At 70.8% G+C, this 17,910-nt stretch carries 18 protein-coding genes, 2 tRNA genes and 1 pseudogene; 19 read left to right on the forward strand and 2 right to left on the reverse strand.

Annotation, left to right across the window (positions count from 1 at the left end):
- Positions 1 to 14: 14 nt before the first annotated feature.
- A complete protein-coding gene (gene rpe / locus ACYVAG_RS08060; RefSeq protein ID WP_460768665.1) occupies positions 15 to 680 on the forward strand; it encodes a ribulose-phosphate 3-epimerase in 666 nt (221 codons plus the stop codon).
- Positions 681 to 841: 161 nt separating this feature from the next.
- Here rpe and ACYVAG_RS08065 read toward each other — a convergent pair whose 3' ends face one another.
- Positions 842 to 1,693, reverse strand: coding sequence for a PAC2 family protein (locus ACYVAG_RS08065; protein WP_460768607.1), 852 nt, complete (start codon positions 1,691 to 1,693; stop codon positions 842 to 844).
- An 86-nt stretch (positions 1,694 to 1,779) separates the two neighbouring features.
- On the opposite strand from ACYVAG_RS08065, the gene ACYVAG_RS08070 reads away from it, so the two are divergent.
- The 4 genes and pseudogenes from ACYVAG_RS08070 (at position 1,780) to arc (ending at position 6,725) form a co-directional block, all read left to right on the forward strand.
- On the forward strand, positions 1,780 to 2,493 hold the full coding sequence (locus ACYVAG_RS08070) for an HAD family hydrolase (RefSeq protein WP_460768609.1): 714 nt from the start codon (positions 1,780 to 1,782) through the stop codon (positions 2,491 to 2,493).
- Complete coding sequence (locus ACYVAG_RS08075; RefSeq protein ID WP_460768610.1) at positions 2,490 to 3,905, forward strand: ABC transporter substrate-binding protein; 1,416 nt, start codon at positions 2,490 to 2,492, stop codon at positions 3,903 to 3,905. Before ACYVAG_RS08070 ends, ACYVAG_RS08075 begins: the two co-directional genes overlap by 4 nt.
- Before the next feature lie 26 nt (positions 3,906 to 3,931).
- Positions 3,932 to 4,873: pseudogene (locus tag ACYVAG_RS08080) on the forward strand (tRNA (adenine-N1)-methyltransferase); the annotation flags it as partial.
- Positions 4,874 to 5,057: 184 nt separating this feature from the next.
- Positions 5,058 to 6,725, forward strand: coding sequence for a proteasome ATPase (arc, locus tag ACYVAG_RS08085; protein WP_460768612.1), 1,668 nt, complete (start codon positions 5,058 to 5,060; stop codon positions 6,723 to 6,725).
- A gap of 11 nt (positions 6,726 to 6,736) precedes the next feature.
- Here arc and ACYVAG_RS08090 read toward each other — a convergent pair whose 3' ends face one another.
- Positions 6,737 to 7,132: a DUF3054 domain-containing protein gene (locus ACYVAG_RS08090; RefSeq protein WP_460768613.1), complete on the reverse strand. Its 396-nt coding sequence runs from the start codon at positions 7,130 to 7,132 to the stop codon at positions 6,737 to 6,739.
- A 35-nt stretch (positions 7,133 to 7,167) separates the two neighbouring features.
- Here ACYVAG_RS08090 and dop point away from each other — a divergent pair, with 35 nt between their 5' ends.
- The 14 genes from dop to ACYVAG_RS08160 all read left to right on the forward strand — a co-directional run.
- Positions 7,168 to 8,661, forward strand: a complete 1,494-nt coding sequence (dop, locus tag ACYVAG_RS08095; protein ID WP_460768615.1) for a depupylase/deamidase Dop — start codon at positions 7,168 to 7,170, stop codon at positions 8,659 to 8,661.
- Positions 8,662 to 8,822: 161 nt separating this feature from the next.
- A complete protein-coding gene (locus tag ACYVAG_RS08100) occupies positions 8,823 to 9,008 on the forward strand; it encodes a ubiquitin-like protein Pup (protein ID WP_460768616.1) in 186 nt (61 codons plus the stop codon).
- Complete coding sequence (gene prcB / locus ACYVAG_RS08105) at positions 9,005 to 9,838, forward strand: proteasome subunit beta (protein WP_460768617.1); 834 nt, start codon at positions 9,005 to 9,007, stop codon at positions 9,836 to 9,838. Before ACYVAG_RS08100 ends, prcB begins: the two co-directional genes overlap by 4 nt.
- Positions 9,839 to 9,896: 58 nt before the next feature.
- Positions 9,897 to 10,586 (forward strand): proteasome subunit alpha, encoded by a 690-nt coding sequence (gene prcA / locus ACYVAG_RS08110; protein ID WP_460768619.1) that lies wholly within the window; start codon positions 9,897 to 9,899, stop codon positions 10,584 to 10,586.
- An 86-nt stretch (positions 10,587 to 10,672) separates the two neighbouring features.
- Positions 10,673 to 11,734, forward strand: coding sequence for a prephenate dehydrogenase (locus ACYVAG_RS08115; protein WP_460768620.1), 1,062 nt, complete (start codon positions 10,673 to 10,675; stop codon positions 11,732 to 11,734).
- 107 nt (positions 11,735 to 11,841) lie between these two features.
- Positions 11,842 to 12,516, forward strand: a complete 675-nt coding sequence (cmk, locus tag ACYVAG_RS08120) for a (d)CMP kinase (RefSeq protein ID WP_460768622.1) — start codon at positions 11,842 to 11,844, stop codon at positions 12,514 to 12,516.
- A 15-nt stretch (positions 12,517 to 12,531) separates the two neighbouring features.
- Positions 12,532 to 13,302 (forward strand): lysophospholipid acyltransferase family protein, encoded by a 771-nt coding sequence (locus tag ACYVAG_RS08125; RefSeq protein ID WP_460768623.1) that lies wholly within the window; start codon positions 12,532 to 12,534, stop codon positions 13,300 to 13,302.
- Between the two features lie 46 nt (positions 13,303 to 13,348).
- Positions 13,349 to 14,746: a ribosome biogenesis GTPase Der gene (gene der, locus ACYVAG_RS08130; protein WP_460768624.1), complete on the forward strand. Its 1,398-nt coding sequence runs from the start codon at positions 13,349 to 13,351 to the stop codon at positions 14,744 to 14,746.
- Positions 14,747 to 15,059: 313 nt separating this feature from the next.
- Positions 15,060 to 15,992 (forward strand): DMT family transporter, encoded by a 933-nt coding sequence (locus ACYVAG_RS08135; protein ID WP_460768626.1) that lies wholly within the window; start codon positions 15,060 to 15,062, stop codon positions 15,990 to 15,992.
- A gap of 214 nt (positions 15,993 to 16,206) precedes the next feature.
- Positions 16,207 to 16,773 (forward strand): hypothetical protein, encoded by a 567-nt coding sequence (locus ACYVAG_RS08140; protein ID WP_460768628.1) that lies wholly within the window; start codon positions 16,207 to 16,209, stop codon positions 16,771 to 16,773.
- Positions 16,754 to 17,299 carry an OmpA family protein gene (locus ACYVAG_RS08145; protein ID WP_460768629.1) on the forward strand — a complete coding sequence of 182 codons (546 nt, stop codon included), beginning with the start codon at positions 16,754 to 16,756 and terminating at the stop codon, positions 17,297 to 17,299. The genes ACYVAG_RS08140 and ACYVAG_RS08145 overlap by 20 nt, the downstream gene beginning before the upstream one ends.
- Positions 17,300 to 17,443: 144 nt before the next feature.
- Positions 17,444 to 17,514: transfer RNA gene (locus tag ACYVAG_RS08150), tRNA-Pro, on the forward strand.
- Between the two features lie 20 nt (positions 17,515 to 17,534).
- Positions 17,535 to 17,608 (forward strand) — tRNA-Pro (locus ACYVAG_RS08155).
- A 183-nt stretch (positions 17,609 to 17,791) separates the two neighbouring features.
- On the forward strand, positions 17,792 to 17,910 hold a 119-nt coding region (locus ACYVAG_RS08160), incomplete at its 3' end, for a hypothetical protein (protein WP_460768668.1).

Genomic DNA, 17,910 nt, shown 5'->3' on the forward strand with positions numbered 1-17,910 from the left:
CACCCCTCGTGGGAATGAAGATCACGCCGAGCATCCTGAACTCCGACTTCGCCGCCCTGGGCGGTGAGATCGGGCGCATCCCGTCATGCGACGCCCTGCACATCGACGTGATGGACAACCACTTCGTGCCGAACCTGACGATCGGCCTGCCCGTGGTCGAGTCGATCCGGAAGTCGACCGACAAGATGCTCGACATCCACCTGATGATCGAGGACCCCGACCGCTGGGCCCCGGCGTACGCGGAGGCCGGCGCCGAGTCGGTGACCTTCCACGTCGAGGCCGCCAAGGCGCCGATCCGGCTGGCGCGCGAGCTGCGCGCCCGGGGGGCCCGAGCGTCCATGGGGCTGAAGCCCGCGACGCCGATCGAGCCCTATGCCGACCTGCTGGCCGAGCTCGACATGGTGTTGATCATGACCGTCGAGCCAGGCTTCGGCGGCCAGAAATTCCTCGACCTCTGCCTGCCGAAGATCCGGCGTACGCGGGAGTTGCTCGGCACGCTCGACAAGGACATCTGGCTGCAGGTCGACGGCGGTGTCTCCGAGGCGACGATCGAGCGCTGCGTGGAGGCGGGTGCCGACGTGTTCGTCGCCGGCTCGGCGGTGTTCGGCGCCGACGATCCGGACGCGATGGTGCGTACGCTGCGCGAGAAGGCGGAGCTGTTCGCGGGGCACCAGCACTGAATGCTGGGGGTTCGTTGCTGAACCCCGGGGTTCGTCCTCGGGGTTCGAGGTGAGCGCGAACCCCAGGGTGCGCCGCGAAGCCCGCATGCAGGGTGCGTGCTGAACCTCAGGGTTCGTGCCGAACTCCACACCTCGTCCCCCTGGCGCTCGCTCGGCGAACCTCACGAGTCGCGCCGCCGCAGGTAGCGCTCGAACTCCTTCGCGATCGCGTCGCCCGATGCCTCCGGCAGTTCCGTCTCGTCCTGGTCCTCCTCGAGGCTGTGGACATAGTCGGCGAGGTCCTCGTCGGACTCCACCACCTCCGCGACGCCGCGCTCCCAGGCGCGCGCGAGTTCCGGCAACTCGGTGACGTCCACGTCGAGGTCGGCCGTGTCCTCCAGCCGCTGGATCAGCGCCAGCGTGGCCTTCGGGTTCGGCGGCGACGCGACGTAGTGGGGGACCGCCGCCCACAGGCTCACCACGTCCAACCCGGCGCGGGCGCAATCGTCGGCCAGCAGGCCCACGATGCCGGTCGGCCCCTCATAGCTCGAGACCTCCACGTCGAAGCGTTCGGCGAGGTCGCGGTTCGGCGCCGTGCGGGAGACGGGGATCGGCCGCGAATGGGGCGAGTCGGCCAGCAGCGCGCCGAGCATGACCACCAGGGAGGGCCTGGTCGACCGCACCGCCGACACCAGAGCCGCACTGAAGGACTTCCACCGCAGGTTCGGCTCCGGCCCCGACACGAGCACCACGTCGCGGCCCTGCAGGTCGCCGACCCACAACGTCGTGGCCGGCCATTCGATCGACCGCCCTCGCCGCGTGGACGTGACGACGGGTCGGTTCACCTGGAAATCGTAGTAGTCCTCGGAGTCCAACGTGAACGCCACTTCGGCCTGCGACGCCTCCACCAGGTGGGTGAGCGCGTCGGTGGCGGCCGATCCCGCGTCATTCCAGCCGTCGAAGGCCATCACCACGACGGGCGCGGTGAGGTCGCGCAGGTCGGGACGGGGATCGAGGCTCGACGGATCGGACATGGTGTCGACTCTAGTCCCGCACGGCTCGCCCTCCCCGAGTGTGTCCAGTTGGGACTTGTCACGTTCTTTGGCAGACTTGCGGCGATATGACCGCCACCAGCCAGCCCGCGCTCCGACCCGACGAGCACGCAGGCGCACGCCTCCCTGCCGCGCTGTGGGACTTCGACGGCACCCTCGCCGACACCGAGCCGATCTGGATCCGGGCCGAGTACGCGCTGGTGGCCGAGTTGGGCGGCCGATGGAGCGACGAGCACGCCCACAACCTGGTCGGCAACAGCCTGATCGACTCGGGGCGCTACATCGTCGACGTCCTCGGCCGCAACGACCTGACCCCGGAGTGGGTCGTCGCCCGCCTCGTCGAGCAGGTCGACGCGGAGTTGCGCACCGGTGACATCCCGTGGCGGCCGGGCGCCCTCGAGCTGCTCGACTCCTTCGCCGAGTCCGACGTGCCGTGTGCGCTGGTGTCGGCGTCCTACCGCAGCACACTCGACGCGGCGGTCTCCCGGCTGCGCCCCGACGCGTTCGCGACGGTCGTCGCCGGCGACGAGGTGCGCGTCGGCAAGCCCGATCCCGAGCCCTACCTGGAGGCCTGCCGCCGCCTCGAGGTCGACCCGCGCGACTGCGTGGTGCTCGAGGACTCGATCCCCGGAACGACCTCCGGCAACGCATCAGGCGCGTTCGTGCTGGCGATCCGCAACCACGTCGACCTCCCGCAGGCCGATCGCCGCCACGTCGTCGACACGCTGGTCGGCCTGACGGCCCACGAGGTCGCCGCGCTGCACCCCGGGTCGGACCGATGAGGGCCCGCGGCCTGTTCGCCACCCTCGTCGCCGCAGTCCTGGCCGTCGCCGGGTGCTCGGCAGGGGCCGAGAAGAAGCCGATCCATCGCCCGCTGGCGGTGCTGCTGCCGTTCCAGTTCCTGACCAGCGACCCCGCCTTCGCCGCCGACGAGGGGTCTGACACGGTCGCCTACCACGCCTTCCAGCGCCTGATGTCGATCCAGCCCGGCGGCACCGGTCCCGAGCGCGACGCGGCCGAGTGCAAGTTCATCGACGACATCACCTACACCTGCGTGCTCATCCCGCGCCTGCAGTTCAACAACGGGCAGAAGCTCACGACCGAAGACGTGAAGTTCTCGATCGAGCGCGCCCAGCGGGTCGCCCGGCCGGGGACCCCCGGTCGTCTCCTCGACTCGATCGCCTCGATGGAGATCCGCTCCGAGCGACGCATCGACTTCACCCTGAAACACCCCGACAACAACTTCGCGTACGCGCTGGCCTCGCCCGCCGCGTCGATCGTCAGCCGGAAGGAATATCCGGCCGACGGCCCCCGGGGCGGCTTCGAGCGACCCGTGGGCTCCGGGCCCTACGTCCTCAGCTATCACGACCTCGGTCAGGTGCGGTTGGACCGCAACCCCGGCTACCAGGGCGGCATGTATCCCTTCCCCAACCAGTTGGTCCTCTATTCCGCGTCCGATCCCGCGGCCGGCCGACTCCTGAGCACTGATCGCATGGACGCCCTGTGGGCCGTGGCTCCTCCGGGCGGGAAAGTCCCGGCGGGGTTCGCGACGATCACGTTCGAGCACGGTGAGTCGAGTCGGCTGGAGTGGAACCCGACCTCGCCGCAGCGCGGCGACGCAGCACTCCGGGCCTACGTGCGCGATGCCACGGCTGTGCTGCGCACCCAGACGTCGAACCGTCCCGCGCCGCTCGAGCCGCAGATCGGCGAGTTCCCCCGCGAAGCGCGGCCGACACCACCCGCCGGGACGCACGAGCTCACCCTCAGCCACCCCAGCGCCGATCGCCGCGCCGCCGACCTGGCCGCTGCCGTCGAGCGGGAGTTGGAGAAGGCGGCGTCGGTGAAAGTGACGGTGCGCCCCGACGCCCGCGACAGCGACCTGTGGGTCACGTTCGACCACACGCCCACCGCGGGCCTCCTGATGACGTTGCAGCACTGGACCGACTTCCCGCTGCCCGGCCGACAGGAGCGGATCAGGGAGTTGGTGCGCGCCCATCAGCGCACGAGCAGGGCCGAGGACCGCGACGCGACCGCCGCCGCCCTGCTGCGCGAGGCTGCCCAGGACGCGACCCTCCTGCCGCTGACGCAGGCCGACCTGGTCGTCCCGGTCCGCGACGGCCTGACCGTCGACGACGAGTTCAAGAACCATGCCGGCCCCAACAACCAGCTCGGTGGATGGGCACTTCGATGGTGACCCCCGACCACTCCGGCGTACGCACGGGCCCGCTGGCCGAGGGGGAGTGGGTGACGCTCACCGACCCGAAGGGCAAGAAGCACTCGATCAGGCTGACGCCCGGCAAGTCATTCCACACGACCAAGGGCGGCGTGCCGCACGACGACATCATCGGCGGCCCGGACGGCAACGTCGTCACCTCGGTCGGCGGCATGGCGTTCCTCGTGCTGCGGCCGTTGCTCTCCGACTACACGGTGACGATGCCGCGGGGCGCGGCGATCATCTATCCGAAGGAGGCGGCCCAGATCGTCGGGCTCCTCGACGTCTTTCCCGGGGCGCGGGTGCTCGAGGCGGGAGTGGGTTCGGGCGGCCTGTCCCTCTCCCTGTTGCGCGCCCTCGGGCCGACGGGACGCCTCGTGTCGGTGGAGCGGCGTGCGGACTTCGCGGAGATCGCCGGTCGCAACGTCGAGAACTGGGTCGGCGGCCCCCACCCGGCCCACACCATCGTCGTGGGCGACCTCGTCGAGGTCCTGCAGGCCGACGGCGACGACCCGTCGTCCGAGGACCACCAGGACCGCGTACGCGTCGGCGAGGTCGACCGCGTGATCCTCGACATGCTGGCCCCGTGGGACTGCATCGACGACGTGGCCCGCCACCTCGTGCCGGGCGGCGTGCTGCTCTGCTACGTGGCCACCACCACCCAGCTCGGGCGCACCATGGACCAGATCCGCGTCCACGAGGGGTTCACCGAGCCCGAGGGGCTCGAGACGACGATCCGCGGCTGGCACGCGGAGGGCCTGGCGATCCGCCCGGCCCACGGGTCGACGTCCCACACGGGCTTCCTGATCGTCGCGCGCCGGCTCGCGCCGGGCGTGACCACGCCGAAGCGCAAGCGTCGCCCGGCCCCGGGCGCGTACGGCGCCGACTACACCGGCCCGCGCCCGTCGTGGGCGATCGACCCCGAGGCGGGTCGACTGCCGACGGAGTGAGGCGCGACCTCCACGTTGGCTGAGCGAGCGCGACCTCCAGGTTGGCTGAGTGAGGCGCGACCTCCACGTTGGCTGAGTGAGGCGCGACCTCCACGTTGGCTGAGTGAGGCGCGACCTCCACGTTGGCTGAGCGAGCGCCAGCGAGTCGAAGCCTTCTGTCACACCCTCCCGGTAGCCTCGGGGAATGACGCCTGAGCCCCACCCGCACGACTTCGCGCTCCTCGAGAAGCGCCTCAGCGAAGCGCGCCAGGACGCCCGTTCGGTCGCCGCCCAGAACGAGCGCCTCTCGCGCACGCTCAAGGAGGCCCGCGACCGGCTCATCGCGCTCAAGTCCCAGCTCGACGCGCTCGCCGAGCCCCCGGTCACGTTCGGCGTCGTCGAGCGGGTGGTGGACCCCGAACTCGGTGCGGCCGTTCCGGTGGTCGACCTCAACGTCTCCAACCGCCGCGTACGCACGACCGTGTCGGCCGAGGTGCCCACCCGCGACCTCCGGGCTGGTGCCCAGGTCGTCGTCAACGACTCCATGGTCGTCGTCGGCGTCGTCGACACTCCCGAGCGCGGCGAGGTGATGTCGGTCAAGGACCTGCTCGAGGACCGCCGCCGCGCCCTCGTGGTCGCCCACTCCGACGAGGAGCTCGTGGTGCGGCTGGCCGACACGCTGCTCGACACCGAGATCCGCGCCGGCGACCAGCTCCTGATCGACCGCAAGGTGCTGTTCGCCTTCGAGGTCGTGCCGAAGCTCGACGTCGAGGAGCTGGTGCTCGAAGAGGTGCCCGACATCGACTATTCGGCGATCGGCGGCCTCACGAGCCAGATCGGCCTGATCCAGGACGCGGTCGAGCTGCCGTTCCTCCACCGCGACCTGTACGCGGCCTACGAGCTGACGCCGCCGAAGGGCGTCCTGCTCTATGGCCCGCCCGGCTGCGGAAAGACCATGATCGCGAAGGCCGTGGCCAATTCGCTGGCGAAGAAGGTGACGGCCACGACCGGCCAGGAGGGCCGCTCGTTCTTCTTCAACGTCAAGGGCCCCGAGCTGCTGAACAAATATGTCGGCGAGACCGAGCGCCACATCCGGCAGATCTTCCAGCGGGCCCGCGCCAAGGCGTCGGAAGGCATGCCGGTGATCGTCTTCTTCGACGAGATGGACTCGCTGTTCCGCACCCGCGGCTCGGGCGTCTCGAGCGATGTCGAGAACACGATCGTGCCCCAGCTGCTGTCCGAGCTCGACGGCGTGGAGGGGCTCGACAACGTCATCGTGATCGGCGCCTCCAACCGCGAGGACATGATCGACCCCGCCATCCTGCGGCCAGGCCGGCTCGACGTGAAGATCCGCATCGAGCGGCCCGACGCCGAGGCCGCCCGGGAGATCTTCGCGAAATACCTGACCGCGGGCCTGCCGCTGCTCGAGGCCGACGTGGCGGAGTTCGGCGGCTCCGCCGAACGCTGCCGGGCGGCGATGGTCGACGCGGTGGTCGACCACATGTATGCGACCACCAAGGACAACGAGTTCCTCGAGGTGACATACGCCGGGGGCGACACCGAGGTGCTCCACTTCAAGGACTTCAGCTCGGGCGCGATGATCCGCAACATCATCGACCGCGCGAAGAAGGCCGCGATCAAGGAGAAGATCGCCGGCGGCTCGGGCGGCATCGGCGTGGCCATGCTCCTGCAGGCCTGCGACGACGAGTTCGCCGAGAACGAGGACCTGCCCAACACGAGCAATCCCGACGACTGGGCGAAGGTGTCGGGCCGCAAGGGGGAGCGCATCGTCCACATCCGCACGCTGTTCACGAGCAAGCAGCCGACCGAGCGGACGATCGAGACGGCGCGGACGACGGGGCAATACCTCTAGGTCGCCATCTCCTAGTCCACCGGCAGGCCCTGCGCCCGGCGACGGCGCAGCGACTGGACGAGGAACGCCATCAGCCGCCAGCCGCACAGCAGGAAGCCGAGCACGAGCACGGCGACGACGACGTCGGCGGTCTTGGGCTGGGGCCTCATGAGATAGCGGTGGAGGAATCCACCCGCGACGGTGCAGGCCCATACGCCCAGCGCCGACACCTCGGTGAGGGGGTTGCGCCAGGATCGGGTCATCACCCAGCCCACCGCCAGGCCGGCGAGGAAGGGCCACGTGGTCTGCCACACGGTCGCCGGGGCGAGGGACCGCTCGTGGCTGACGCGGCTGATCAGCAGGAAGGTCATGACGAGGGTGACGTCGAGGACCCCGGCCATGACCTTCTGCCCGGGGACTTGTCGCACGGGCCGACACTACGCCAATCGGTAGGCTCGCCACCATGCGCAGCCTGTTCGGCCTGGAGACGGAGTTCGGCATCACGGTGACCGGCGACGGGCCCGCGACCGACCTCCACCCGATGCACTGGTCGAACGCGGTGATCCGCGCATACGCCGGCCTCGCCACGGTGAACGAGGGCTGGGACTACGCGACCGAGAGCCCGCTGGTCGACGCGCGCGGGTTCACGGTCGACCGCGGCACCGCTGATCCCAGCCAGCTCACCGACGACGACACGATGGCCAACCTCGTGCTGACCAACGGGGCGCGGCTCTATGTCGACCACGCCCACCCCGAATATTCCGGGCCCGAGGTCACCAGCGCCCGCGAGGCCGCGCGCTTCGACGCGGCCGGGGACCGCCTCGCCCATCTCGCCGCAACCGAGGCCGCGCGCCGCCTGGGCCAGCCGCTGCGCCTGTGGAAGAACAACACCGACGGCAAGGGCCAGTCCTACGGCACCCACGAGAACTACCTCGTCTCGCGCGCGACCCCGTTCTTCCGCTTCGTCACGCAGTTCTCGGGCTTCCTCGTGAGCCGACAGGTCTTCACCGGAGCCGGCCGCGTGGGCCTCGGCCAGAAGTCCGGTACGCCGGGCTTCCAGCTCGCCCAGCGCGCCGACTTCTTCGAGGCCGAGGTCGGCCTCGAGACCACGCTGAACCGGCCCGTGATCAACACCCGCGACGAGCCCCACGCCGACCACAGGGTGCATCGTCGGCTCCATGTCATCACCGGCGACGCCAACCAGTCGCAGTGGCAGACGTGGCTCAAGGTCGGCACGGCCGCGCTGGTCCTGCGGGCCATCGAGGCCGGTGAGCTGTCCAACGACCTGCGCCCCGTCGACGCGGTCCGCGCCATGCAGCAGGTCAGCCACGACCTCGCGTTCGACACCCGGTTCCTGCTCGAGGACGGCACCACGACGACGGCCGTCGAGCTCCAGGAGGCGTACGCCGAGGCCGTCGCCCGGACGCTCGATCGCGAGGGGTCGACCGGCGACGAGGACGCGGTCCTGGCCGCGTGGGTCGACGTTCTCGGCGACCTGCGCCGCGACCCCACGCGGCTCGCCGATCGGCTCGACTGGGCGGCCAAACTGGCGCTGCTGGAGCGCTATCGGGACCGCGACGGCCTGGCGTGGGACCACCCGAAGCTCGCGCTGGTCGACCTGCAGTACGCCGAGGTCGACCCCGCCCGCAGCCTCCACCACGCGCTGGTCCGTGCCGGCCGCATGCAGTCGATGTTCACCGAGGCCGAGGTGGAGGACGCGCGGCTCAACCCGCCGGCCGACACCCGGGCGTACTTCCGGGGGCGCCTGATGCAGCGCTTCGGCGCGCGCGTGGCGGCGGCGTCGTGGGACTCGGTGATCGTGGACGTGCCGGGGCGGAAGGCGCTGCTGCGCATCCCGACGCTCGACCCGTGGCGAGGCACCCGCGAGCACGTGGGCGAGGCGATGGAGGCCTCGGCCGACCTGGCCGAGCTCGTGGCGCGGCTCGACATCGCGTGAGCGCTGGCTGAGCGACGTAGGAGCCGAAGCGCTGGCTGAGCGACGTAGGAGTCGAAGCGCTGGCTGAGCGACGTAGGAGTCGAAGCGCTGGCTGAGCGAATCATTCCTGTCAGTCCCCACCACTAGAGTGGTCCCACCACCGCATCGATCAGGAGGCAGCCATGAGCGAGTCCAGGGCCGAGCGCCACTCCCGCCGCGACCACGAGACCGACGAGGTCACCGAGTCCGCTCCCCAGAGCCAGGAGCAGGTCGCCGAGATCGACGACATCCTCGACGAGATCGACGGCGTGCTCGAGGTGAACGCCGAGGAGTTCGTGCGCTCCTTCGTCCAGAAGGGCGGCCAGTGAGCTCCCGCGACTTCGGCATTCCCGCGCCCTACCTCCGCGCCGGCACGTCCTCGTTCACCGAGTTCGTGGGCCAGGTCGCGCCCGAGCTGCTGCCCGCCGGCCGCCAGGTGACCGGCGACGCGTCCGCCCTCGCGCCCCACGGCACCACGATCGTCGCGGCGACGTACGCGGGCGGCGTCGTCATGGCGGGCGACCGCCGCGCCACGATGGGCAACATCATCGCCCAGCGCGACATCGAGAAGGTGTTCGCCGCCGACGAGTTCTCGCTGGTCGGCATCGCCGGCACCGCGGGGCTCGCGGTCGAGATGGTGCGCCTGTTCAAGGTCGAGCTGGAGCACTACGAGAAGATCGAGGGCGCCCCGCTGTCCCTCGACGGCAAGGCCAACCGGCTGTCGGCGATGATCCGCGGCAACCTCGCGATGGCGATGCAGGGCCTCGCTGTGCTTCCGCTGTTTGCCGGCTGGGACACCGCGCGCAACGAGGGGCGCATCTTCTCCTACGACGCCACCGGCGGTCGCTATGAGGAGACGGCGTTCCACTCGGTCGGCTCGGGCTCGATGTTCGCCCGCGGCTCGCTGAAGAAGCTGTATCGGCCCGACCTCGACGCCATGGAGTGTGCGACGGCCGTCGTCCAGGCGCTCTACGACGCCGCCGACGACGACTCCGCGACCGGAGGCCCCGACCTCCAGCGCCGCATCTTCCCCGTGTGCATGGTCGCGTCGGCCGACGGCATCCGCCGCCTCGACGAGACCGAGCTCGGCGGCGTCGTCGACCGCATTGTTGAGGGCCGCCGCGAGCGTCCCGACGGCCCAGCCGCGCCGCTGACCTGACCGACCCCAGATCTGACCGCCCCGCCCGCAAACCCCTTCCAGCCAAGGAGATCCCGCGATGAGCATGATGTACGTCGCCCCCGAGCAGCAGATGAAGGACCGCGCCGACTTCGCTCGCAAGGGCATCGCCCGCGGACGTTCGGTGGTCGTGCTCCGCTATGCCGACGGCATCTGCTTCGTCGCCGAGAACCGCTCGCAGGCCCTCCACAAGGTCAGCGAGATCTATGACCGCATCGGCTTCGCCGCCGTCGGCCGCTACAACGAGTTCGAGAACCTCCGCATCGCAGGAATCCGCCACGCCGACATGCGCGGCTATTCCTACGATCGCGCCGACGTGACCGGCCGCGGGCTGGCCAACGCGTACGCCCAGCTCCTCGGCACCATCTTCAGCTCGGGCGGCGAGAAGCCCTACGAGGTCGAGATCATCGTGGCTGAGCTCGGTGAGACCCCCGAGGGCGACCAGATCTATCGCCTGACCTATGACGGGTCGGTCGGCGACGAGGAACACCTCGCGGTCATGGGCGGGACGGCCGACGCGATCGCCGACGCCGTCGAGGCCGGCTTCACCGACGCGATGTCGCTGGGCGAGGCCGTGCGGCTGGCGGTCCGTGGCCTGTCCGGTGAGGGGGATCGGCTCGAGGTGGCGTCGCTGGAGGTGGCGGTGCTCGACCGCACCCGCACGACCCAGCGCAAGTTCCGGCGGGTGGGCGCCGACGAGCTGACTGCGCTGCTCGGGGCGGGGGAGTGACTCCTCGACTCGCTGGCGCTCGCTCGGAGAACGTGGATTCGCACGCTCGCTCGGAGAACGTGGATTCGCACGCTCGCTCGGAGGACGTGGACTCACCGGTGGTCGTCATCGGCGCCGGGCTCGTCGGCGCGTCCGTCGGTTGCGCCCTGACCGCCGCCGGCCGCGAGGTCCACCTTCGCGATGCCGTCCCGGCCCATGTCCAGGTCGCCGCGAGCCTCGGTGCCGGCAGCGAGGCGGAGGTCGACCCCGACGACGTCGCCCTCGTCGTCGTCGCCGTCCCGCCCCGGGCCCTCGCCGACGTCGTCGCCGGAGCCCTCGCCGAGTTCCCGAACGCCGTCGTCACCGACGTCGGCTCGGTCAAGCGGCGCGTGCTGGCCGGACTGCAGGAGAGCGGCGTACCACTCGATCGCTACGTCGGCTCCCACCCCATGGCCGGCTCCCACGTCGCCGGCCCTGTCGGCGCCCGCGCCGACCTGTTCGTCGACCGCACCTGGGTCGTCACGCCGCACGCCGCGGCTGCGCCCCACGCGGTTGACGCCGTACGCCGCCTCGCCACCGACTGCGGCGCCCGCCTGGTGACCATGCACGCCGCCGAGCACGACGTGGCCGTCGCGGCTGTGTCTCACCTGCCCCACGCCGTGTCGGCGCTGGTCGCCGCCGGGCTCACCGACACCGACCCCGCCCACCTCGCCCTCGCGGGTCAGGGCCTGCGCGACGTCACCCGCATCGCCGCCGGCGACCCCGACCTGTGGGAGCAGATCCTCACCGAGAACGCCGAGGCGGTCGGCGCCCAGCTCGACGCGCTGGCGGCGCGGCTGGAGCACCTCGCCTCTGCGGTCCGTGACGGCCCCGGCGTACGCGAGGCCCTGCAGCGCGGCGTCGACGGCACCCGCGCGATCCCCGGCAAGCACGGCGCGGCGGCAGTCGACTATGCCCACGTGAGCGTCGAGATCCCCGACGAGCCCGGCTCGCTGGGCCGCCTGTTCCGTGACGCCGACGAGGTCGGCGTGAACATCGAGGACATCGCGATCGACCACGACCCGGTGCGCCAGATCGGCCACCTCGAGTTGGCGGTCGCCCCCGACCGCGCCGCCGGCCTGGCCGACGCGATGCGGTCCCGCGGCTGGGCGGTCGACCGCGGCCGGTGACCGGCCGCCGACGCTCAGGTGCGGCTCGGTGAACGATGCATGACATGTTGGTTCGCGCCCATGCCGCGTGGCGTGGGCGCCAGAAAGGGATGATTACTGTGACAGACGTGGAGAAGCAGCCGATGGTGATCGCCATCGACGGCCCCAGTGGGTCGGGCAAGTCGAGCACCGCGCGGGGCGTCGCCCAGCGGTTGGGACTGGCCTACCTCGACACCGGCGCGATGTATCGCGCGGCCACCTGGCTGGTCCTGCGCGACGACACCACCGACCCGACCGAGATCGCCCGCCAGGTCGCCCTCGCCGACATCGCCATCGCTACCGATCCCGCCGCCTTCGCCATCAGCGTCGACGGCACCGACGTCACCGACGCCATCCGCGAGCCCCGCATCAGCGAGCACGTGAGCCGCGTCGCCGGCGTCCAGGCCGTCCGCGACGACCTGATCGCCCGCCAGCGCGCCGCCATCACGACAGCCGGCGACCGCATCGTCGTCGAGGGCCGCGACATCACCACGGTCGTCGCGCCTGACGCGCAGGTCCGCGTCCTGCTCGTCGCCGATCCCGAGGCCCGGGTCGCCCGCCGCCAGGCCGAGCTCGGCGACCGCGCCAGCGCCGACCAGGTCACCGACCAGGTGGTCCGCCGCGACCGCGACGACTCCGCGGTCACCCGCTTCACCGAAGCGGCGCCGGGCGTGACCGTCGTCGACTCGACCCACCTCGACCTCGACGCCGTGGTCGACACCATCTGCCGCCTCGCCGAAACACCACCCCCACACGACAGCTAGCGAAGAGAGAGTGCCGTGACCGACAGCCTGGATCTCAAGAACGTGCGTACGCTCCGCACCCCCGTGACTCCCGACCTGCCGCACGTGCACACCGGCGTACCCCCGACCCGGGCCCTCGTCCTCCGCCTCCTGCGCCGCCTCGGCGCTTGGTTGTTCCGGCGCGTCTGGCGTGTCCGCACCCACGGCATGGAGAACGTGCCGATGGACGGGCCCGTCATCCTCGCCGCCAACCACCTCGGCGTCCTCGACGGCCCGCTGCTGGTCGCGATGACCCGCCGGGTCACCTTCGCGATGGCCAAGAGCGAGCTGTTCTCCGGCACCGTCGGCGAGCTGCTGGAGGTGATCGGCCAGATCCCGGTGGACCAGAACCACGTCGACACCCACGCGCTGCGACGCGCGGTGAAGGTGCTGCGCGAGGACCGCGCGTTCGCGATCTTCCCCGAGGGCGGCCGCGACGACGGCGAGATGCGGGAGATCAAGGGCGGCGCGGTCTACCTCGCGATGGTCACCGGCGCGCCCATCGTCCCGGTCGCGATCATCGGCTCGCGCCAGCCCGGACAGACGATCAGCCAGCTTCCGCGGCGCGGCGCACCCATCCACATCGTGTACGGTGAACCGATTGCCGTTCCGCAGGTCCCCTGGCCGCGTACGCAGGCCCACGTGGCGTCGACGACCGAAGAGGTACGCCGCCAGCTGGTGGACCACTTGGCGTACGCGCAGGAGATGTGCGGGATGCAGCTGCCGGGCGCACCGGCGCCGCTCGAGACCCCGACGCTGGCGGCGTGAGCGTGCCTGCCCGGCCGACACGAGCGAACCGGGCAGGATGGGACACATGAGCGAGCACGAGGCCGCAGGCACCAACGAGGGCACGAGCATCAACGAGGGCGCGATGGGGGAGTCCGGCGAGGCCGTCATCAAGCCGGTCGTCGCCGTCGTCGGCCGCCCCAACGTCGGCAAGTCGACGCTGGTCAACCGCATCATCGGGCGCCGCGAGGCCGTCGTCCAGGACACCCCGGGCGTGACGCGCGACCGCGTCTCCTATGACGCGAACTGGAACGGCAAGGACTTCGTCGTGGTCGACACCGGCGGCTGGGCGTCTGACGCCCAGGGCATGGCGGCCCAGATCGCCGAGCAGGCCGAGCTCGCCATCGCGGCCGCCGATGCCGTGCTGTTCGTCGTCGACGCCACCGTCGGCACGCTCGACGAGGACGAGGCCGTCGTCCAGGTGCTGCGCCGCTCCCACAAGCCGGTCATCCTCGCCGCGAACAAGGTCGACGACCAGCGCACCGAGGCCGAGGCCGCGTCCATGTGGAACCTCGGCCTGGGCCAGCCCTGGGCCGTCTCCGCCATGCACGGCCGCGGCACGGGCGACCTGCTCGACGCCCTGCTGGACGTGCTGCCCGAGGCGCCGGCGCAGGCGTACGACGTCGTGGGCGGGCCGCGCCGCATCGCGCTGGTCGGCAAGCCGAACGTCGGCAAGAGCTCGCTGCTGAACAAGCTCGCGGGCCGGCAGCGCGTGGTCGTCGACAACGTCGCCGGCACGACGGTCGACCCCGTCGACGAGCTGGTCGAGGTCGACGGCACGGTCTATCGGTTCATCGACACCGCCGGCATCCGCCGCCGGGTCAAGGAGGCGTCCGGCCACGAGTACTACGCGAGCCTGCGTACGCAGGGCGCCATCGAGCGCGCCGAGCTGTGCGTCATGGTCATCGACTCGTCGGAGTCGATCAGCGACCAGGACCTCCGCATCCTCACCAGCATCGAGGAGGCCGGTCGCGCGCTGGTCATCGCCTACAACAAGTGGGACCTCACCGACGAGGAGCGCCGCCACTATCTCGAGCGCGAGATCGAGCGCGACGTACAGGCGTTCGGCTGGTCGGAGCGGGTGAACATCTCGGCGCTGTCGGGCCGCAACGTCAACAAGCTCGGCAAGACCATCGAGCAGGCCCTGGCCGCGTGGGAGACCCGCATCTCGACCGGCAAGCTGAACGCGTTCCTCGGCCGCGTCGTCGCCGCCCACCCCCACCCCGTACGCGGCGGCAAGCAGCCCCGCGTCCTGTTCGGCACCCAGGCCCAGAACTGCCCGCCGACGTTTGTGCTGTTCACATCGGGGCTGCTCGACCCGGGCTATGTCCGATTCGTCGAGCGCCGCCTGCGCGAGGAGTTCGACTTCACCGGCACGCCGGTGCACGTCGAGGTGCGCGCGCGGGAGAAGCGCAAGAACCGGTGACCACCACGTTGGCTGAGCGAGCGGACTCCGCCACGTTGGTTGAGGGAGCGGACTCCACCACGTTGGTTGAGGGAGCGGACTCCACCACGTTGGCTGAGCGAGCGCAGCGAGTCGAAGCCTCGCCTCCCACCACGTTGGCTGAGGGAGCGCAGCGAGTCGAAGCCTCGCCACCCCCCACGTTGGCTGAGCGAGCGCAGCGAGTCGAAGCCTCGCCACCCCCCACGTTGGCTGAGCGAGCGCAGCGAGTCGAAGCCTCGCCACCCCCCACGTTGGCTGAGCGAGCGCAGCGAGTCGAAGCCTCGCCCAGCACCCCATGACCCAGCCACCCCGCCGGTCCTCCTGGCCCGTCCTTTTCGCGGCGCTCAGCCTCGTCTGGGGTGCGAGCTTCCTGCTGATCAAGGTCGGCCTCTACGCGCTCGTGCCGCTCCAGATCGCGGCCGGCCGCATGGTCAGCGGCGCCCTGGTCCTGGTCGTGCTCGCCCTGGCCCTGCGTACGCGGTGGCCGCGCGAGTGGTCGACCGTCGGCCACCTGTTCGTGACGGCGCTGTTCCTGTGCTCGATCCCGTACACCCTCTTCGCGCTGGCGGGGGAGCGCGTACCGTCCGCGCTCTCCGGCATCGGCAACGCCTCCACCCCTCTGTGGACCGCCGCGTTCAGCACGCTCTTCCTGCCGACCGATCGCCTGACGCGCCGCAAGGCCGCGGCGCTTCTGGTCGGCATCGTCGGCGTGCTCGTCATCCTCCAGCCGTGGCAGGTCGTCGGCCGCCCGGACCCGCTCGGGTTCGCCATGGTGTTGGGCGCGTCGTGCTGCTACGGCATCGGCTGGGTCTACAACCGCCGCTTCATCGGCGGCCGCGACCTCGGCGGGCTCGCCCAGCCGACGATGCAGCTGGTGCTCGCGAGCGTCCAGATGATCGTCGTGTACGCGGTGGCGTGGGCCGCCGGTTTCGCACCCGCGCCGCTGACAGTGCACGCGAGTGGATCGGTGGTGACGCTGGCCGTCGGATCGGTCCTGGCCCTGGGACTGGTCGGCACGGGACTCGCGACGTGGGTCCACTACGACATCGTGCGGGCGGCGGGCCCGACGGTCGGGACGATGGTGACGTACGTGATCCCGGTCGTGGCCGTCGCCCTGGGTGCGGCGTTCCTGGGGGAGCGGCTGTCGCCGCTGCAGTTCGTGGGAGCGGCGCTGGTGATCGCGGCCCCGGTGCTGATGTACGCGGGAACGCGCCGCAAGACGACCTGACGTCCTCCGAGCGAGCGCTTCGACTCAGCCGCAGAGCGGCCTCGCTCAGCACACCCGACAGGAACCAGACGCCGCATCCGCCAAGGCTCCGCGAGTCGAAGAGCCGGCCCACGCTTGCTGAGCGAGCGCCAGCGAGTCGAAGCAATCCCCGAGTTATCCACAGATCCCTCACCGCAGCGCCCCACGGCCCCTTCCGCTTCCCTAGCCTCGAAGCATGACACGAGAACTCGCCGTCCTCGCGACGATTGCGCTCACGCTCAGCACCGGCTGCACGGTCGCTGTTCCCACCCCCACCCCCTCCACGACGAACCCGCCGGCTGCGCCGGTTCCCAGCGCTCCGGCAACCCCCGCGGCCTCGGCCACCCCGCACGAGCCCCTGCCCACCGTCGCCCCGGTCGCCACTCGCGAGGCCGCCCAGTCGGGTGCCCGCGTGAAGGCCGAGGTGTTCCCGATCAAGCGGGAGCGGAAGGGCACGGTCGTGTCGGTACGCATGACCGTCCTGTCGGGGCAGAAATCGTACTTCCTCCAGACCCTCTCGACGTTCATCATTACCGAAGACAGCCCGCAGTCCATGCGCATCGTTGACGCGGATGCAGGCACCATTCACCTTCCCTCAACCGTCAATCAGAGTGCTGTGTGCGGTCCCTCCCTCAACCGGGACGTCGACGCCGGCGACATCATCTGGGCCTCCTGCGTCTTCGGCCCGCTGCCCGAGTCCACCACGACGGTCGCCCTCCAGTTCGGCCCGTTCGGGAGCTTCGATGCGATCCCGGTGCGCTGAGGCCGCGGTGGTCGCGCTGCTCCTGCTCGGGTCGGCGACCCCCGCGTACGCCAAGACCATCGCACCCACGCCGCTGCCGCGGGACGCGACACCGCGTACGTATCCCATCCAGTCTGCGACCGACCTCACCCATCGGCAGGAGTCGCGGGACGGGCGCCAACAGACCGCAGAATCCACCACGAGTCTCGACGTGGTGATCGAGGCCAGCGTGCTGTTCGGCAAGGACTCCGACGTGCTCGGCCCCAACGCAGCCGCCGCACTCGACGAGGTCGCCCGGCGCGTCACGGCGCGGCGGGGGAGTGGCCGCCTCGAGGTGGTCGGGTTCACCGACGACCTGGGCTCCGACGCGCACGGCCTCGACCTGTCGCGGCGCCGGGCGGCGCATGTGGCCGCGTACCTCCGCCCGAGGGTTCCCGCGGGAACCGCCGTCACCGAACAGAGCCGCGGGGAGGCCGACCCCCGCGTACCGAACACGTCGGAGGAGAACCGCGCCAAGAACCGGCGGGTGGAGCTCCACCTGCGCTGACTGACCGCCCGGGTGGCGAACTGGTGCCGGGAGTACGCGGCACCAGGTCGCCACCCACCCGGTCAGTCGTGTCGATGCGACAAACGCGACTCCGATCCGGTACTGTTCTTCCTCGGTCGGCCTTATGGTTCGGCCGAGCAATGGCGGGCTGTAGCGCAGCTTGGTAGCGCACTTGACTGGGGGTTAAGGGGTTTACCCCGCTCTGGTCGGCCCGAACAACTGAAAATCCATGCCACGGGCTGTGGCGCAGCTTGGTAGCGCACCTGACTGGGGGTCAGGGGGTCGCAGGTTCAAATCCTGTCAGCCCGACGTAAAAGCCCAGGTGAGAGTAGGTTTCTCGCCTGGGCTTCATCATGTCCGGGGGTCGTTTTCGGTGGTCCCCCTCTGGTCCCCCTGGGGTGATGCCGGGCGATCGCCTGTTGACGGCCAGGCCGCCTCGACGCGCTTCCCTGTGGATAAGGGGACCAAAGGGGGACCAGAACGCTCCGGAAGATGTGGAAGGCCTTGGCGCGCGAGTATCCCGGCGAGCACGTCGCCCGCTGCACCGTGGAGCGACGCATGGGAGCGCTGGGGTTGGCCGGCGTGCCGAACAAGCGGCACCCCACGACCAC

The organism is Mariniluteicoccus flavus, assembly GCF_054776655.1.

Excerpts from the sequence above, each read along its gene's own strand:
- rpe (WP_460768665.1), top strand. The coding sequence starts at position 15 with ATGAAGATCACGCCGAGCATCCTGAACTCCGACTTCGCCGCCCTGGGC.
- ACYVAG_RS08065 (WP_460768607.1), bottom strand. The coding sequence starts at position 1,693 with ATGTCCGATCCGTCGAGCCTCGATCCCCGTCCCGACCTGCGCGACCTC.
- ACYVAG_RS08070 (WP_460768609.1), top strand. The coding sequence starts at position 1,780 with ATGACCGCCACCAGCCAGCCCGCGCTCCGACCCGACGAGCACGCAGGC.
- ACYVAG_RS08075 (WP_460768610.1), top strand. The coding sequence starts at position 2,490 with ATGAGGGCCCGCGGCCTGTTCGCCACCCTCGTCGCCGCAGTCCTGGCC.
- arc (WP_460768612.1), top strand. The coding sequence starts at position 5,058 with ATGACGCCTGAGCCCCACCCGCACGACTTCGCGCTCCTCGAGAAGCGC.
- dop (WP_460768615.1), top strand. The coding sequence starts at position 7,168 with ATGCGCAGCCTGTTCGGCCTGGAGACGGAGTTCGGCATCACGGTGACC.
- ACYVAG_RS08100 (WP_460768616.1), top strand. The coding sequence starts at position 8,823 with ATGAGCGAGTCCAGGGCCGAGCGCCACTCCCGCCGCGACCACGAGACC.
- prcA (WP_460768619.1), top strand. The coding sequence starts at position 9,897 with ATGAGCATGATGTACGTCGCCCCCGAGCAGCAGATGAAGGACCGCGCC.
- der (WP_460768624.1), top strand. The coding sequence starts at position 13,349 with ATGAGCGAGCACGAGGCCGCAGGCACCAACGAGGGCACGAGCATCAAC.
- ACYVAG_RS08135 (WP_460768626.1), top strand. The coding sequence starts at position 15,060 with ATGACCCAGCCACCCCGCCGGTCCTCCTGGCCCGTCCTTTTCGCGGCG.
- ACYVAG_RS08140 (WP_460768628.1), top strand. The coding sequence starts at position 16,207 with ATGACACGAGAACTCGCCGTCCTCGCGACGATTGCGCTCACGCTCAGC.
- ACYVAG_RS08145 (WP_460768629.1), top strand. The coding sequence starts at position 16,754 with ATGCGATCCCGGTGCGCTGAGGCCGCGGTGGTCGCGCTGCTCCTGCTC.